This window comes from Candidatus Formimonas warabiya, from assembly GCF_002777255.1.
Classification (GTDB): domain Bacteria; phylum Bacillota; class Dehalobacteriia; order Dehalobacteriales; family Dehalobacteriaceae; genus Formimonas; species Formimonas warabiya.
On sequence record NZ_CP017634.1, the window covers coordinates 2394808 to 2411460 of the forward strand.

13 protein-coding genes and 1 other annotated feature are annotated in these 16653 nt (G+C 51.8%); of the genes, 3 read left to right on the forward strand and 10 right to left on the reverse strand.

Translation table 11 applies throughout. The features are described from left to right. Positions 1-6: 6 nt before the first annotated feature. From DCMF_RS11230 to DCMF_RS11255, 6 genes are all read right to left on the reverse strand, one after another. Positions 7-1542 carry a 2-isopropylmalate synthase gene (locus tag DCMF_RS11230; RefSeq protein WP_148137850.1) on the reverse strand — a complete coding sequence of 512 codons (1536 nt, stop codon included), beginning with the start codon at positions 1540-1542 and terminating at the stop codon, positions 7-9. Further along, positions 1532-3214: a biosynthetic-type acetolactate synthase large subunit gene (gene ilvB / locus DCMF_RS11235; protein ID WP_335582430.1), complete on the reverse strand. Its 1683-nt coding sequence runs from the start codon at positions 3212-3214 to the stop codon at positions 1532-1534. Before ilvB ends, DCMF_RS11230 begins: the two co-directional genes overlap by 11 nt. A 19-nt stretch (positions 3215-3233) precedes the next feature. Next, positions 3234-3725, reverse strand: coding sequence for an acetolactate synthase small subunit (gene ilvN / locus DCMF_RS11240; RefSeq protein WP_148134516.1), 492 nt, complete (start codon positions 3723-3725; stop codon positions 3234-3236). A 92-nt stretch (positions 3726-3817) separates the two neighbouring features. After that, positions 3818-5479: a dihydroxy-acid dehydratase gene (ilvD, locus tag DCMF_RS11245; protein WP_148134517.1), complete on the reverse strand. Its 1662-nt coding sequence runs from the start codon at positions 5477-5479 to the stop codon at positions 3818-3820. A 10-nt stretch (positions 5480-5489) separates the two neighbouring features. Further along, the gene (gene ilvE, locus DCMF_RS11250) at positions 5490-6368 is read right to left on the reverse strand and encodes a branched-chain-amino-acid transaminase (protein WP_148134518.1); all 879 of its coding nucleotides are present in this window, start codon (positions 6366-6368) and stop codon (positions 5490-5492) included. A gap of 189 nt (positions 6369-6557) precedes the next feature. After that, positions 6558-6806 (reverse strand) — a binding site (T-box leader). A 145-nt stretch (positions 6807-6951) separates the two neighbouring features. Continuing rightward, the gene (locus DCMF_RS11255; protein ID WP_148134519.1) at positions 6952-7845 is read right to left on the reverse strand and encodes a DMT family transporter; all 894 of its coding nucleotides are present in this window, start codon (positions 7843-7845) and stop codon (positions 6952-6954) included. A 115-nt stretch (positions 7846-7960) separates the two neighbouring features. Between DCMF_RS11255 and DCMF_RS30080 the strand changes: the two genes are divergently transcribed. From DCMF_RS30080 to DCMF_RS11265, 3 genes are all read left to right on the forward strand, one after another. Continuing rightward, positions 7961-8092 carry a hypothetical protein gene (locus DCMF_RS30080; RefSeq protein ID WP_257790956.1) on the forward strand — a complete coding sequence of 44 codons (132 nt, stop codon included), beginning with the start codon at positions 7961-7963 and terminating at the stop codon, positions 8090-8092. 76 nt (positions 8093-8168) lie between these two features. Then, on the forward strand, positions 8169-8354 hold the full coding sequence (locus tag DCMF_RS11260) for a hypothetical protein (RefSeq protein ID WP_148134520.1): 186 nt from the start codon (positions 8169-8171) through the stop codon (positions 8352-8354). A gap of 10 nt (positions 8355-8364) precedes the next feature. Beyond that, the gene (locus DCMF_RS11265) at positions 8365-8610 is read left to right on the forward strand and encodes a spore coat protein (protein ID WP_148134521.1); all 246 of its coding nucleotides are present in this window, start codon (positions 8365-8367) and stop codon (positions 8608-8610) included. Between the two features lie 67 nt (positions 8611-8677). Here the strand turns inward: DCMF_RS11265 and DCMF_RS11270 are convergent, their stop codons facing one another. The 4 genes from DCMF_RS11270 to DCMF_RS11285 form a co-directional block, all read right to left on the reverse strand. Next, positions 8678-9559: a homocysteine S-methyltransferase family protein gene (locus DCMF_RS11270; RefSeq protein ID WP_148134522.1), complete on the reverse strand. Its 882-nt coding sequence runs from the start codon at positions 9557-9559 to the stop codon at positions 8678-8680. A 72-nt stretch (positions 9560-9631) separates the two neighbouring features. Then, positions 9632-11968, reverse strand: a complete 2337-nt coding sequence (locus DCMF_RS11275; protein ID WP_214659273.1) for a M14 family zinc carboxypeptidase — start codon at positions 11966-11968, stop codon at positions 9632-9634. 77 nt (positions 11969-12045) lie between these two features. Further along, on the reverse strand, positions 12046-13494 hold the full coding sequence (locus tag DCMF_RS11280) for a trimethylamine methyltransferase family protein (protein ID WP_148134524.1): 1449 nt from the start codon (positions 13492-13494) through the stop codon (positions 12046-12048). Between the two features lie 15 nt (positions 13495-13509). After that, positions 13510-16638, reverse strand: coding sequence for a C25 family cysteine peptidase (locus DCMF_RS11285; protein ID WP_214659274.1), 3129 nt, complete (start codon positions 16636-16638; stop codon positions 13510-13512). Positions 16639-16653: the final 15 nt, after the last annotated feature.

A 16653-nucleotide genomic window follows, 5' to 3' on the forward strand; every position in this document is an offset into this window, starting at 1 on the left:
TCTCTCTTATTTTCCCGTAATCTCTTCCCCATTGCTATTTTCATAGATGACCCGGTTGATGGCATTCAGATAGGCCAGGGCAGATGCTTCCAAAACGTCCGTACTGATGCCGTGTCCGGTAAATACCTTATCATTGTATTCTACCTTGACCGTAACCTCACCGATGGCATCCTTGCCCCCGGTCACCGCATTTAAGGAATAATGCTGCAGGGTCACCCCCATACCGGTTACTCTTTCCAGGCTTTTAAATGCCGCATTGATCGGTCCGTCTCCGCAGGAAGCCTCTTCCACCACCTGGTCTTCACTGACTACCCGTACCGTGGCTGTGGGCGTTACACCAGTACCGCTGCAGATATAAAGATATTCCAGATGCCATTTTTCCGGAATATTGCGCATCAGGTTTTCTGCTAAGGCTTGCAGGTCTGCATCGGTAATCTGCTTCTTTTTATCGGCCAATTCCTTAAATTGTTTAAAGGCCTGATCCATTTCCGGGTCGTTCAAATGATAGCCCAGTTCTTCCAGACGCTGTTTAAAGCCGTGCCGCCCGGAATGTTTGCCGAAGACCAGATTGCTCTGAACCATGCCTAACATTTGGGGATTCATAATTTCATAGGTGGTGCGCTCTTTGAGCACCCCATCCTGGTGAATGCCTGATTCATGAGCAAAAGCATTTTTCCCCACAACCGCCTTATTGGGCTGCACCGGCATGCCGGTGAGACTGGAAATTAACCGGCTGGTGCGGTAAATTTCCTGATAATTGATCCCCGTATCATATCCATAGATATCCCGGCGGGTATAAAGCCCCATCACAAACTCTTCCAGAGCCGCATTACCCGCCCGTTCCCCTAATCCGTTCAGGGCACACTCTACCTGCTGGGCCCCATTCTTCACGGCAGCGAGAGAATTGGCTACCGCTAACCCTAAATCATTATGACAGTGGACACTGATTACCGCCTGGTCTATATTGGGCACCCCGGCTTTAATACCGGCAATGAATTTGCCGAATTCATCCGGCGTGGCATAGCCCACGGTATCCGGGACATTAATCGTCGTGGCCCCGCAGGCAATGGCGGTTTCAAAGACTTTGCACAAGAACTTCAGGTCGCTCCGGGAAGCGTCTTCCGCGGAAAACTCCACATCGTCCGTATATCCCTTGGCCCGTTTCACTCCTAACGCCACCATCTCCAGAACTTCTTCGGGGGTTTTGTTTAATTTATATTTCATATGAATGTCGGAAGTGGCTATAAAGGTGTGAATGCGGGCCCTCTTGGCATATTTCACGGCTTCCCAGGCCCGGTCGATATCGCCGAAGCCAATGCGGGCCAGGGCGCAGATCACAGGTCCGGAGACATTTTGGGCAATCGCTTTTACAGCCTCAAAGTCTCCCGGAGAAGCAATGGGAAAACCGGCCTCAATAATGTCCACACCCAGCTTTGCCAGCTGGACGGCAATATCCAGCTTTTCCTTCTTATTTAGGCTCACCCCGGGGGATTGTTCCCCGTCCCGCAGGGTGGTATCAAAAATAAACACTTTATTCCCCATCATAACCTCCCGTGCCAAGCACCATTTCATTCAACCCTTTGCCATTGAGCACCGTGGGATAAACGATTTCTTCCCTGCTGATCACACACTCAATAATACTTAATTTCCCGTTGTTCAAGGCTTCTTTCAGTACCGGGTCAATTTCCGAGGCTTTGGTAATCCTGTATCCGCAAATATCATAGGCTGCGGCCAGCTTGACAAAGTCAGGATTTCCCGTCATATCCACCGCCATCTGGCGTCTGTCACAATAAAAGTGCTGAAGCTGGCGTACCAGGCCCAAACAGCTGTTGTTCATGATCAAGACCTTAATGGGTAAGTTTTGTTCTCTTGCCGTGGCCAGTTCATTCATACTCATCTGGAAGCTGCCGTCTCCCGTGATACAAACTACGGTAGCCTGCGGATCGGCCAGCTGGGCGCCGATGGCGGCAGGAAATCCGTATCCCATGGTGCCCAAACCCCCGGAGCTGATAAAGCTCTTGGCGTTTTTGAACCGGAGAAACTGGGCGGCAAACATTTGATGCTGGCCCACATCCGTGGTGGCAATCATCTCTCCCCCGGAAACAGCATTGAGCCGTTGCAGCACCTGACGGGTAGTCAAGTCCTCTCCCGGTTCGGGATAGCAGCAGGAAGCCTTTTCCTTCCACTGCTCCACCAGGTCCATCCAGGCAGGCCGGTGCATCTGTTCCAGGCGATCGTTGATCGCCTGCAGCACCAGCCTCACGTGACCGACGATGGGTACGTTGACCCGGACATTTTTGCCGATTTCCGCCGGGTCAATGTCGATATGAATTACCTTGGCCTCCGGGGCAAATTTCTCTACCAATCCGGTCACCCGGTCATCAAAACGGGCGCCGATGGTAATGAGCAGGTCGCATTCGGTAATGGCCAGGTTGGCGGCAGCTTTGCCGTGGATGCCCAGCATGCCTAAGGAAAGCGCATGGTCTGTGGGAATGGATCCCAATCCCATTAAAGTGGTGGTCACGGGCGCCTGTAAAAGCTCCGCCAGCTTCACCAGCTCTTTGCCCGCATCTGCGCTGATCACGCCGCCTCCGGCATGGATCACCGGTTTTTCCGCTTCTTTCATTAAATGGCAGGCATTTTTGATTTGGCTGGGATGACCGTGTAAGGTGGGCCGGTATCCGGGCAGGCTCACCTTTTCCGGAATTTTTTCCCCGCACATACTTTCCGCCACATTTTTCGGCACATCGATCAGTACCGGTCCCGGCCGGCCGGTGGAGGCAATATGAAAAGCCTCTTTAATCACCCGGGGGATCTCATTGGCATCCTGAACCAAATAATTGTGTTTGGTAATGGGATGGGTAATGCCCGTGATGTCCACTTCCTGAAAAGCATCTGTGCCCACCATTTGGCTGGACACCTGTCCCGTAATAGCCACAATGGGAATAGAATCCATATAAGCCGTAGCGATCCCCGTCACCAGATTCGTCGCCCCCGGCCCGGAGGTGGCCATACAGACGCCGGTTTTCCCGCTTACCCGGGCATACCCGCTGGCGGCATGGGCGCCCCCTTGCTCCTGGCGCACCAAAACATGCTTGATGGAGGAATCTCTCAGCGCGTCATACACCGGCAGTATGGCACCGCCCGGATAGCCAAAGACAATCTTTACCCCTTCCGCTTCTAACCCTTTTACTAAAGCTTGTGCTCCTGTCATTGTCACCTTGGGCTCCTCCTTAGTCTAATTTTGCTTTTGAGCCCCGGACCATGGCAATTTTGCCGCACCTGACTACTTCCCGGATGCCGAAAGGCTTTAAGGATGCTTCAATGGCGGCAATTTTGCCCTGGTCGCCGGTGGCTTCAATGATTAACGACTTATACCCGATATCGACAATCCGGGCTCGAAAAATATCGACGATCTGCATCACTTCACTGCGTTGAACCGGTTCCGCGTGCACTTTGATTAAAACCAATTCCCGGTCCACATATTCTTCGTCGGTGATATCACTCACCTTAATCACTTCGATCAGTTTATGCAGCTGCTTGGTGACCTGCTCAATCACATGATCGTCGCCTTCCACTACAATGGTCATGCGGGATATTTTAGGATTTTCTGTCGTGCCCACAGCCAGGCTTTCAATATTGTACCCCCGGCGGCTAAACATTCCGGCAACCCGGGCCAATACCCCGGCACGGTTTTCTACCATCACAGATAGCACATGTCGCATGATCATACCTCCAAAGTTTATGTGTATGCCGGGACATTCTGCCCCGGCATGGTTGATTCGGTATCACGACAACAATTTGGACAAAAGGACGTTTATTTTACTACCACCGCTCCTGTCGCGGCAGAGGTCACCCTTTGCGCATACTTGGCCAAATATCCCCGGGTAATTTTCGGTTCCGGTTTTACCCAGGAAGCTCTGCGCCGTTCTATTTCTTTTTCATCCAAGGCTACGTCCAGCCTTCCTTCCAGGATATTGATGCTGATCCGGTCCCCTTCTTCCAGCAATCCGATCAGGCCGCCCTCGGCCGCCTCCGGTGAGACATGACCGATAGAAGCGCCTCTGGTGGCGCCGGAAAAACGCCCGTCCGTAATCAAGGCCACAGATTCTCCCAGGCCCATTCCCTGTACCGCAGAGGTGGGGGTGAGCATTTCTCTCATGCCCGGGCCCCCTTTGGGCCCTTCATAGCGGATCACAATCACATCTCCGGGAACAATTTTGCCTCCAAAAATGGCTGCCGACGCTTCCTCTTCACTGTTAAATACCCGGGCCGGCCCGCTGTGCTTCATCATTTGGGGCGCTACGGCGGCTTTTTTCACTACAGCCCCGTCGGGAGCCAGATTGCCTCTCAGGATAGCTAAGCCTCCTTTGGCACTATAAGGATCTTTCACGCTGCGAATCACATCGGCATTCAAGATTTTTCTTCCGGCAATATTTTCCCCCACTGTTTTTCCTGTCACCGTGATCACATCCGCAGCAATCAAACCGAGCGTATTTAGTTCCGCCATCACGGCCGGCAATCCTCCCGCCTCGTCGAGCTCATGGATGTGATGATGTCCCGCAGGAGCCAGTTTACACAAATGGGGCGTCCCCTCGCCGATCTCATTAACCAGATCCAGATTAATCTGTACGCCGGCCTCGTAGGCAATGGCAGGCAGGTGCAGCACCGTATTGGTAGAGCATCCTAAAGCCATATCCACCGTGAGCGCATTGCGAAATGCCTTTTCTGTCATAATTTTCAAGGGCCGGATATCCTTTTCGAGCAGGTCCATGATTTTCATCCCAGCCTGTTTGGCCAGGCGAATCCGCCCCGAATGAATCGCCGGAATGGTGCCGTTGCCGGGCAGCCCCATGCCCAGCACTTCCGTCAGGCAATTCATGGAGTTGGCGGTAAACATGCCGGAGCAGGACCCGCATCCCGGACAGGCATGATTCTCAATCTCTTCCAGCTCATCCAGGGTCATTTTTCCCGCGCTTACGGCGCCTACCGCTTCAAAGACAGAATTGAGATCCAGTTCTTTCCCCTGATAGCGGCCTGTCATCATGGGACCCCCGCTCACAAAGACGGCGGGAAGATCCAAACGGGCTGCGGCCATCAGCATACCCGGCACAATCTTATCACAGTTGGGAATAAACACTAAGGCATCAAAGGCATGGGCCAAGGCCATCACTTCCACAGAGTCCGCAATGAGCTCCCGGCTGGCGAGAGAATATTTCATGCCCTGGTGGCCCATAGCTATGCCGTCACAGATCCCAATGGCGGGAAACTCGATAGGTGTGCCTCCGGCGATTCTTACGCCCGCCTTCACGGCTTCGGCAATGTTGCGTAAATGCATATGGCCGGGAACGATTTCATTAAAAGAATTCACCACTCCGATCAGGGGCCGGTCGATTTCCTCTTTGGTTAAGCCCAAGGCCCTTAGGAGAGATCTGTGCGGAGCCTTTTCCAATCCTTGCTTCGCTTGATCACTTTTCATTGTTCTCACCTCAAATCTTCTCTCCGTCTCCGGCATTTCTCACGTAATCACGATAATCCTGAATTAACATTTTGGTAATTTCCCCGGGCTGGCCGGTTCCAATCATCCGGCCGTCATATTTAACGGCGGGAATAGCTTCCGCCGCGGTACCGGTGAGGAAGCATTCGTCGGCGGTATATAAATCCATCCGGGTAAACAGCACTTCCCGCACTTCAATGCCCCGTTTCTTAGCCAGATCGATCACGCAGTTCCGGGTCACGCCCTCCAGCAGACCTGCGGAAATAGGCGGTGTATACAGGACACCATCCCGGACAAAAAATATGTTATCACCCGTTGCTTCCGCCACATATCCCTCATTATTGAGCAGTACGGCCTCCGGCACGCCGGCCAGATTGGCTTCCATCTTGGCATAAATATTATTTAAATAATTAAGAGATTTTACTCTGGGATTGCATGCTTCGGCAATATTTCTCCGGGTCGCCACGGTAATTAATTCTAAACCGGTTTGATAGAGCTCCTCGGGGTACAGTTTAATGGTCGCTGAGATACAGAATGTGGTAGTCTTGGCACATTTCCTGGGGTCTAAACCTAGATCCCCCTTCCCCCGGGTTACGACCAAACGGATGTATGCGTCGGTAAGATCATTGCGCCGGCAGGTCTCCGTGACCACCTGCGCCATTTCTTCAGGAGTCTCGTTGATTTTCAAGCCCATGGTATGGGCGCCCTGGTAGAGCCGTTTCAGGTGCTCTTTTAATTTAAAAACCACGCCGTTGTACGCCCGGATTCCCTCAAAAACCCCGTCCCCATAGAGCAAGCCATGATCAAAAACCGATACCTTTGCCTGTTCTTCCTCTACATATTGTCCGTCCAAGTAAATGATAAGTCCCATCTGTTTTTCCTCCCCAAAATTTATTTTAATCTTTAAATCTTATCGTGATGAGATTAGAAAACTTGGCTTGCGCCAAGCCTCTGGCGGCGGTGGAAGCCTTAGTTGTACTTATACTTTCAACCTTTTATAATTATAAATTCTGAAAGTAAAATAAAAAAACCCTTCGTTGACAACCGGAGATAGCTGATTGTCAGGGACGAAAGGATTATTCCGCGGTACCACCCTGCTTGTTGCACACAAAGGGTGCAACCACTTGCTGTACTGTTTGATTCCAGCGCAAAGATAACGGGTTCATCCCGGCTCCTGTCTACTCAGGCAAACCTTTTTGACGAAGCAACTCTGCAGTGAGGCCTCTAAGCTGGCCGGAACCGGTTCCCAGCACCTCCGGCTCTCTGTATCCGCCCAAAACTTAAAACATGTCTGCGTCATCGTTTTTGGTCTAGTTTTCATTATAATTAAATTCTAGTATACAAAAGGGCACTCCCTATGTCAAGCGATTTTTGACTTCAGCCATTTAACTTTTATTGTGGGAAACTTCCCCGATACTCCCGCCAATTCAAATGAAGAGACTGCTTTTTGTGGTTTAATCCGTTTTTTCTTTCGTTTCCATCAAGTTCGCAACCAAGATAGAACCGATGATGATAAACCCTCCCAATATGCCTCGAAAACTCAATGTTTCTCTTAGAATAATGAATGAACATACTGCAGTCAAGATCGGTTGCGTGCATTGAAGCATTGAAACTGTACTAGGCGAAAGGTGTACCAATGCAGAATTTTGTAATATATAAGCCATGCAAGTACATGTCAATGCTAAATAAACAACTACCGCCCAAGCTACTGGTGCAATATTTGGCACAACACTAAAATCATCAAACACCAATGCACAAATAAGGCTTATAAATGCTGTAACACCTGCCTGCGTGGCTGAAATCGTAACTGTGTCAATCGATTCTAACGATTTTTTGCCAAACACCAATGCGCCCGATAATGCTATTGCTGTGATGAGGGCACAAAAATCGCCTTTATTTAATGCAAATCGACTATCATTACAGCAAAGTAAATACAAGCCAACTGTTACAATTATTTGCAAAGGCAAATACCTAAAATTATATTTCTGATGAAGAATAACTACAGCAAGCATCGGTGCAAAAATGACCGGCAATGACATTAAAAATCCAACGTTGGTAGCAGATGTCCAATTCAATGCTAAATTACAAGTTATATAGGCAAGGGCCATACACAAGCTTGCCGGAAGATACTGCGACAACTTAACTGTTCTCAATTGGCAGGCTATCCTTTTCCCGAAAAAAATAAAGAAGATAAAGAGTGCCATAGAAAATCGAAAGGTAAGCAGCCAAAACGGAGTAATGCTTTGATAGGCTACCTTTGTTAAGGGATTCCCAAAGCCATAAACCACACTTTGAAGCAATATATAAGATACATATTTAATTAGTTTTATGTTTCCTTTTGTAAGCATTATTCCTCCAAAACTTAATCCGCTATTTAAAGGATTGGATTTATCTTCCTTACATATTTTTCTAAATCCGCGAAAAGATATCAATGGTTATTCTTTCGAAAGGGAGGTGATGCAGATGAGACGTGACGAAATGGAGTTTGCCGCCCTTAACTCCGGCGAATTGACAAAAGTGCAAGAAGCGGAAAAAGCGGTGAGCCAGCAGCACGGCGGCAAAGAAGTAATCTTACTGGCCTATACGAAAAAATAACTAATCCATCCTTTGGCATAAATTCAGGCAAATCAAAAATACGAAGGATCGTAAAAAGATGAAAGGAGTATCCGGTATGTCGCAATTAAACCAAATGGAACTGCAAAGTCTCAGGCATCTCATTGGCGCCCATGAAACGGCTTATCAAAAAATGCAGACCTATGCCCAGCAGTCGAATGATCCCCAGGTAAAGGCCTATTTTGAAAAGTCTGCCCAGGATGCCCAAAAAACGAAACAGCAATTGCTGTCATTTCTAAACTAGGAGGGAGAACATGCAAGAGAAAGTAATGGTTAGCGACGCCCTGTCCATGGTGAAAAGCAGCTTAGCCACCTATGCCCAGGTGATCTCAGAATGTGCCAATCCCAATCTCAGATCCGCGATCCAGCAGATCAGAAACAATTGTGAAACCTCTCAATATGAGCTTTTTAAACTTGCTCAGAGCAAAGGTTTTTATCAGCCGGCCACGATGGCGGACGACTCCCAGGTTCAGCAAGTGAGAATGCAGTTAGGAAGCTGATGAGGCACGGAGGGACAGATAGACTGTCCCTCCCTCATTGATACGTTCCTTCTTCTTTTGTTTTTGTCTAACGGTTCACTTTCAATCCTTGGGCAACCGCTGCGATATGCTCCGGCGTGGTCCCGCAGCACCCGCCCACCAGGGATGCTCCTGCCTGGAAACACTTCAGCACCCCTTGGGCAAACACTTCCGGCGCCATTTGATAAACCGTCTGCCCTTTTACCAGCTTCGGTTTGCCCGCATTAGGCTGGGCAAGAATGGGCAAAAGCGTTTTTTCCCGCAGTGCGCCGATGATCCCGGCAATTTCTTCCGGCTCCAGATCCCCGCAGTTGGTGCCGATCACATCCCCGCCTTGGTCCGCAACCGCAGCGGCGCATTGGGCCAGGCTCTGACCCATGATGGTCCGTCCTCCCCCGGATTTAGTGGAAAGGGTAAAAGAGACGATGACAGGTAGAGGAGATACTTCCTTACAGGCCTGAAGGGCACATAAAGCTTCTTTTAACTCCATCATGGTTTCAATAATAAACCCGTCTGCTCCTGCTTCCGCCAATACCTCCGCTTGCGCCCGATAGTTATCGATCATTTCTTGTTCCGTAAACTGACCTAAGGGCTCCATCAGCTGTCCGGTGGGCCCCATATCCCCCAGCACAAAGAGACGGTCTCCCGCCGCCTGCTTCGCTAATTGCACCCCTGTCCGGTTCACTTTCTTAAAATCAATGTCCAGATCATGGGTCTTCATATAAATAGGATTCATGGTAAAGGTATTGGCGATTAAAACCTGGGCCCCGCTTTGGACATAATCCCGGTGCACTTTCAGGACTGTCTCCGGGTGGGTCAGGTTGTTTAAACCCCCGCTCAGTTCCAGCCCGTACCTGGCCAGTTGGGTTCCCATGGCGCCATCAAATAAGACCGCTTTTTCTTGCCGGAAAAAGGTCATCAAATCCATCATTCTCACGCTCCAACCCCACAAACATTTTTCCTCATTCTAGCATTTTTTAGGGGCTTTGGAAAGGGCATAGAGCTAAAGACCCAAATAATAAAGGGCGTTGGCAAGCAAACGGTAAGTAGCAGGCGTATAACAGCGAAAGGTAGGGTCGATGCCCATCAATACGGTTTTCCTTCCTTCTTTACTGCCATAGATCACCACCGGTTGGCCTGCCGCCTGGGCCGGATTTAACCAAAAGCCTTTTTGATAAAAATTGCCCGGGCTAAAATGGGCGGCAATCTTTGCCTCCGCAGGAACCTTGCTGAACCAAACAGGGCCAAAAGCATACACCCTTTCTGCCCGGCCAAAGGAATAGGTCAAAAGATCCTGAGGATCCGCATCGATCAGGCATAATCCATTCTCGGCGGATTGGGCGGCCTGAACATTCTCCGGCATAAAACCGGTAGTAGCGTCGGCCGTAAAAGAAAACTCTGCGGGAAGTAACTGGGCCTCTTCATTCAGTTTGGCCCCGGCATAACCGATGCCAATAAAATCATGCCCGGCCTGGAGGAAATTCCGCAGTTGCTGCCGGCCTCTCTCCACCAAAGCAAAGTGCACCCCATAACCCACGCCCAGCCAATCCGCAAAAGGATCCCGCCAAATCCCGGTTTCCGTTCCGGCCAGGATCAGCGCTTCAAAGCCGTGTGCCGTCAAATCATACCCTCTGTTCAGATGAATATACTGAACAAAGCTCACATCAAAACCCATTTCTTTCATGGCCTGATAGGCGCCGAAATTGTCCCCCACCACGGCCACTTTTCTTAGTCGGATCGGTAAGGCAGCCACTCCTACAGCCCCTACGCCGGTAATGTGCACATAATACTCTTCCGTTAACGCCGTCAGCCGGGCCGGAAGATCCTCTCCTCCCTGGACCAAAAAGGTCCCCGGCAAAAAGTCCCGGAAGCCTTGGGCAGTCCGGCACACGGAAAAACCTTCTTTTAACAAAAGGTTAGCCACCTTTACGGCATCATTATTCTCCGCCGGAAAGGCATAGACCTGGCCCGCCCCCCGTTCAAAGACTCCTTTCAGCCGGGAAGCCGAACGGACCGGCTCCAGGGCAGCAGAAAATTCCTCGCCCACAGGCCGGGCGTCAAAACCACACATGTGGGGGAAAGAGTACACAGAGACATCATACATGGCCTTCACGCGCTGACTCAAATCTTCCCCGGGCCAGAGCATGGTATTGGCCAATCCCCTCAACCCCTGGCGCATGGGCACCACGTAAGTGCCCGGGGGATAAATCACCCCTTCTGCCTCAAAGGAGGCCAACCCTTTTTTTACCTGGATGCCGTTCTGCACAAGATGATTCACCATTTTGCTTGCTTCCAGAGGATCCCTTTGCAGTTTCCTGTCCACAGGAATAAGATAGGCAAAAGGAAAAAGCCCCTTATTTTCTCCTGTTTCACCCCGGATCCCCCGGCGGTACACCTCTATTTGCCGGTGCAAGATTTCCTCCCGGTGTTTTGCCGCATATTTCAGGGCCCCCCAGGCCGCCAGCATGGCGGTGCGGATGCCCTCCTGATTGGGATGCTTTACTTCTACCGTATGGCTCATGGCCCCCAAATACATAAAATACTGGGGCGTAAAAACAGGACCGTAGTCATCCCAGCCTTCCTTCATTTTAAGCGCCGGAATATCCACTGCCAAACCCAGCCCCGCCCCGATTTCCCCGGCCATGGCCCGGGCTTCCTCGATGCCGGGGGCCCCCACCAGATCATATTCATAATTGGGATTATGGGGAATGGTGCAGGCATCAATGGTGACATTGCCTTCACCAAAATACCCGTGCAAATCCACCATCACCGAAGGAAACCACCGGGTCGCCACCTGCTGCACCACTGCCTGCACCTCCGGCTGGCTCTGGGTGAGATAATCCCGGTTCAGATCAATGCCGTTGTTCCCGGCGATTCCTCTCACCCGCCCGTCCGGATTGGCACACACATTGACCAGGACCACCGTCCGGGCCAATACCTCCGCTACCTCCGGGTCCTCCCCTTCCGTAAGCAGCTTCTCGATCAGCATTAAGGCCCCGTCTGTCCCGGTAATTTCATTGCCATGCAGACTGGCATTGATAAAAACAGGCACCCTGAGGTCCCCATCCTCTCTCAGAAGCGCCAGAGCTTGGTCCGGGTCCTCAACCGCCCGGGCCATGAAGTGCCGGTATTTTTCCAGCTGCCCCATGCCCTGGGCATTGGTTACCGTCGCCAGATATAATTCCCGTCCTTCCGCGGACCGGCCGATGACGTCGATTTTCATCAGGCCGGGGTTCTTTGCCTGCAATTCTTGTAAGGCTGCAGGAATTTCAGAATAAAGGGTAAAATTGCGAAATAGGGGATATTCCTCCCGATCCCATTGATATGCCAGAGCCGCCACTTTCCTTCTCCTTTCCTTTTCCGCCCCGGGTTGATCAGAACCCCAGAGAGTCATGCTCATGTTTCAGCCAAATCCGGTTACTTCTTTAATTCCTTTTCCCCACTCCGTACCAAACAGGATAATTCCTTCTCCACAGCAGCGTCCATAGCAGTCACCCGGTGCTCCTGAAGAATCCGGTCCACCTTTTCCCTGATCACGTCGAGATAACTTTTTGCCCCGTTTTCCCACCACCCGGCGTAGGCCCGGCCATTCCCGCTGTACTCTAGCCGGTTCCAGCATTCTTTACTGTGCAGGTAACGCAGGGTATTTTCATGGGCAATAAAATCTCCTGCTCCTTCCATTACGTCTTTGATGGTAGAAAAACCCAGATCTTCTTCATCATCCTGCAAGGAGCCAAAGAAGTGAAAAACAAAATCAAAAATTTCATCATCCATCACCAGCTGTTCGTAAGAAACGCTGGCCGCATCGGCCACGGACCCGGCTCCGGACAGCCAATTGCTGCCTACCAGGGCGGGGAGGAAGATGTTCATGACCTTTTCCAGGCCTAACTGGGCGTCGCCTAAAATAGCGTTGGTCCCTGCCCCGTAAACATTGGAGTCCATTCCGTAGTAATCGGCCAGTTGAACGGCGCAGGCCCCGGCAATCCCTGCTTCCGGGGAACCTCCCACCGTATTTCCATAGCGCAGGTCGGCGGGGGCTAACCGGGCACTGTAAGATACCGGCAGCTCAGGGTCTATTAAACGGATCAGGGTTAAAACCGCCAGTATTTCTGCGTTCTGCTGGGTTAATGCCCCCAGCATGGACAAAGGAGCCGTCATCCCGGGGATGGGACAAGGCAGGGCGCCGATGGCAATACCCTTTTGAGCCGCCCAAATGATAGCCTCCGTGTCTCCCTGGGGAAATGTCAAGGGGCTCAAGGGAGAGAATCCCAGATCATACATAGGTTTTTCCCTCAGCCTTTTTTCGTCTCCCGCCAGCAAAACAAACATTTCATGGATATATTTGGCCTCGGCCAGGGAACTTACCCCGGGACCGCAGACCGGTTTGGACGTATTCTTGATGATTTCCCGTACGGCATAAAGCAAGGCCGCCCCCTGCTCCACATCCTGAGGATATATAATGGGGGTCACGGCATGGATATGCTCTAAAGCATCCATCAATTTAATCAGATCCGCCCCGTCTTGCAAAGTAGCAGGCCGCTGTTTTCCTGTGCGCAGGTCTGTGATCGTCGCCACGGCACCTGCATTATGGACATAGGTTTTTCCTTTTTCCGACTGCACCATTTGGCCGGTACGGGAATAAAGCACCTGCCTTTTTTGCTTCTTTTTCCGCACCGTTTCCACCAGGCCTTCCGGAATATAGACCCGTCTCCCCTTAATTCTGCATCCATGAGCGCCGAAAATTTCCACTGCCTGGGGGGCATCCACCTGAATGCCGATTTCCCCTAAGATTTTTAAACTTTTGCCATGGATTCTTTCTATCTGTTCCCTGGTGAGCAAACGCATGGGCAAAAAATGATTCATCATTGGTCCTCCCCTGCCTTAGGATTCATCATTGGTCCGGAAAAAATAATGCCGATAAAGGATTTCTTCCGGGGCTAATCGATAGCCTTGATCCCCGTTGGTATCCTTAATTCCCTGCCATCCCTCTTTTTCAATGAGAATGCAAAACCGGTCCTGAAATCCGATCAGGCATTCATAGGTGCCGTCTCTGCGGACGGGTGCGGAAGACAGGGTCTCCCCCTTCCCTTTGAGGGGATATCTTTTCAGCACCATCGTGAGATCCGGGGGAAAGCTGCCCGCAAAGGTAATTTTTCCTTTAATTGACGCCGCCCGGTCCAGGGTATAGATTTCGTGCCTTTCTTCCCCCGCACAGACGGTAAATGAGATCTCTTTGGACTTGTACCGGCGGCTCTCCGTACAGGCCGTGGCAGACAACAAATATTCTCCCTCCGCTAAGGAAAAGGAGAATTTGCCTTCGGTGTCGGCAATTTCTTCTCCCACCCAACCTTCCCGTACATAATAGCCGCAGGGGTCCAGTTTTCCCCGCCAAACCCGCACCAAGGCATCCTCAATCGGTTCTCCCGTAAGGGTATCCAGCACCCGTCCTCTTAAAATGCCGGTCCTTGACCGTGCTAATTGCATATCCATGGCCCGGGCAAAGTCTGCCGGGAAGAATTCTCTCTTCACCGGGTGAAAGGGCCCTAATAAATCGTATAAGGGAAACTGCTCTTCTGCCGTAACAAAAACATCCTCAGGGCCGCAAAAGAGTTTAAATGCTCCCTTCCGGTCACACACCGCCTGGGCAAAAGTATTTCTTCCCTGCTCTCCCCGTTCCTGACCCACCGCCTGCACGAGCAGGAAACTTCCCGCCTCTCCGCTATCATGGACCACGGTACCGGTGAGCGGCTTACCAGGGCCGGTTTTCAGCCTGAACTCCATTTTCTCTCCTTGATAGGCCCGGCGCTGGATTTCATCGATCACCAGCACCGGCACCAGCCAGTGCACCCGGAGAAAGTCGCCCCGGTCCTCCGGCACAAAAGGCCAGCCCTTTTTCATATCAAAAGAGACCGGGGGCAGCATCAGAAAAGGTATCACAAAATTGTGCCAGTATGCGGTGGCGTCAACCGGGCCAACCCTTTCCCCGGTGCAGAACAGGCACTCTTCCCGGCCCTCCGCCCGGTGAAGCTCCAAGTGGAGAGGAGCTTCACCGGGGGTCAGATCCAGGGTCAGATGCAGAAATCCGGACATCAGGGCCCGTTCTGCCACGCCCTGGCTGTCATAGGCCAAAGGATAGAAATCCCCCCAGCTGATGATATCCTGATCCACCGGAACCATATTTTCCATGGTCCGGGTCCGGTAGTAAGACCGGGTTGGTTCCTTTTCCTGGACCGGTACCCTGACCCGGCGCCAGCTTTCCGGAGGAATGTCCAGGGAAAGACGATATTCCTGGTCCTGACCGGAAAGATTTTTCTGGATCTTGGCGTGATGCTGAACCTCCGGATAGGGGACCAGGGCGGGATCGCCCAGCAAGATCTGCTGGTGAATGATGTTGGCGAGCCCTTCTTTAGAAAGCCGGTATGCTTCCGGCGCCTTCTGGCTTAAAATCCCCGTGTAGAGCACGGCAAAATTTCTCGTCTCATTTAGGGCTTGACCTACACTCATTCCTTTGAGCAGTATAGATTCCATAAAAATACTGTACACCGCATTGGTAAATTGGAAATCCTCCACCGTAGCGCCGCCCACATAGGATACGGCCCCTCTTTCCACCAGAGATAAGCCGATCACCTGGCGGGGAGGAACCTGGATCGCCTCCCAGTCCTGCCCCTCCGTCACGGACAGCCAGTTGGGGCGCGGGCTGATAGTGGAACAGGCGGAGGCATAGGCGACTAAAGGAGGCAAATCAGACAAATCCCCTCTGGTTAAAAAGCGCTGGTGTGTGTTTAGGGTTTCCGGCCCCCCGTGTCCGGAATAGAGAAAGAAGTCCGCCCCCGCCAAAGCCGAGGCCACCTGCCGGTTGCCCGCCTCCTTTCCCGTCAAAAGGGTGACCTGATGCCCGGCCGACTCCAGCAAGGGTTTTAATTTTCCCTCAATTAAGGCCCGGTCCGAATCGAAAATAATCCCCGTTTCCACATGAGGCACTGCAGCAATCAGGACCTGCCGTTCCTGGTTCCTTTGCATCTCACTATAATATTTGGTGCTGAGGAGCTGCAGGGACAAGCCCCCTGGGGTGGACTGAAAGAGCCGGCCCTCCGCCACGTCATAAAAAAGATCGTGATTCAACTGGAGGTGAAGGTCCCGGATGCCCTCTTCCCCGCTGGCCCCGATTTCCTTGTTCTCCTGGAGGATAAAAGGGATCCCGCCGGGACCGCCCAGGATCGCCTGAAATTCCGGTTTAAAGCCGGACTCCTGTACGAACTGCTGTACCCTTTTTTCCGTTTCCCGGCCCTCCGGGTGACCCTGGGCCACATCGAAAACGCCAACCCTTCGATAGGAGGCCAAAACCGTGCCCAGCAGGCTTAAGCCTTTAACCCACATCTCGCTTAAAGACAGGGCGTCCTGGGGAACCGGGCCTAAATCCGCCGAATTCAGGATTAAGAGATAATTGGTCTCCTGGCCGCTTTCTTCCAGGTAGCGGTAACACTCTTTTTCATGATTGATGAAATGAACGGGACGGTTTTTCACCCATTTCTCCTGGGCGTATTTTTCCCGGGCATCCAGCACAACCACCGGGAAGGAGGAATCCTGCCCGGTGGCAAGGGCCGGATATCCGGCCAACCTATGATCCGGCAAAAAGCCATAGCCTAAGCGCACCGCCAAAACGGCCCCGTACACACACATAGAAGGACTGGCGGCCGGAGCCGTGACCAGCCCTTTGGGCATGCCAAAGCAGCTGTTTAACTGCTCCGGAAGCATCTGTGCATCCGGTTGCTTGCCGGAAAACAGCTTTTCCTCCTCTCCCAACTGCCGGAAAGAAGCGTCACCGGTGAGATCCCGAAAAACCACCGGCATTCTTTCCGCCAGGCGGTGCAAGGCCCAGGTCTCTTCATTGCCCCGGGCCGGATCTACAAAAAAAACGTCCAGGCCGGCCGCAAGATAAATCCAAGACGCCCAGGTGAGGCTATCCAGCCCGTGCTGGACCGAAAGCACATAGACCTCTTTTTTTTCCACCTGCTTTCCCCCCTT

Excerpts from the sequence above, each read along its gene's own strand:
- DCMF_RS11230 (WP_148137850.1), bottom strand. The coding sequence starts at position 1,542 with ATGGGGAATAAAGTGTTTATTTTTGATACCACCCTGCGGGACGGGGAA.
- DCMF_RS11280 (WP_148134524.1), bottom strand. The coding sequence starts at position 13,494 with ATGATGAATCATTTTTTGCCCATGCGTTTGCTCACCAGGGAACAGATA.
- DCMF_RS11255 (WP_148134519.1), bottom strand. The coding sequence starts at position 7,845 with ATGCTTACAAAAGGAAACATAAAACTAATTAAATATGTATCTTATATA.
- DCMF_RS30080 (WP_257790956.1), top strand. The coding sequence starts at position 7,961 with ATGAGACGTGACGAAATGGAGTTTGCCGCCCTTAACTCCGGCGAATTG.
- DCMF_RS11270 (WP_148134522.1), bottom strand. The coding sequence starts at position 9,559 with ATGATGGATTTGATGACCTTTTTCCGGCAAGAAAAAGCGGTCTTATTT.
- ilvE (WP_148134518.1), bottom strand. The coding sequence starts at position 6,368 with ATGGGACTTATCATTTACTTGGACGGACAATATGTAGAGGAAGAACAG.
- ilvD (WP_148134517.1), bottom strand. The coding sequence starts at position 5,479 with ATGAAAAGTGATCAAGCGAAGCAAGGATTGGAAAAGGCTCCGCACAGA.
- ilvB (WP_335582430.1), bottom strand. The coding sequence starts at position 3,214 with ATGACAGGAGCACAAGCTTTAGTAAAAGGGTTAGAAGCGGAAGGGGTA.
- DCMF_RS11265 (WP_148134521.1), top strand. The coding sequence starts at position 8,365 with ATGCAAGAGAAAGTAATGGTTAGCGACGCCCTGTCCATGGTGAAAAGC.
- ilvN (WP_148134516.1), bottom strand. The coding sequence starts at position 3,725 with ATGCGACATGTGCTATCTGTGATGGTAGAAAACCGTGCCGGGGTATTG.
- DCMF_RS11260 (WP_148134520.1), top strand. The coding sequence starts at position 8,169 with ATGTCGCAATTAAACCAAATGGAACTGCAAAGTCTCAGGCATCTCATT.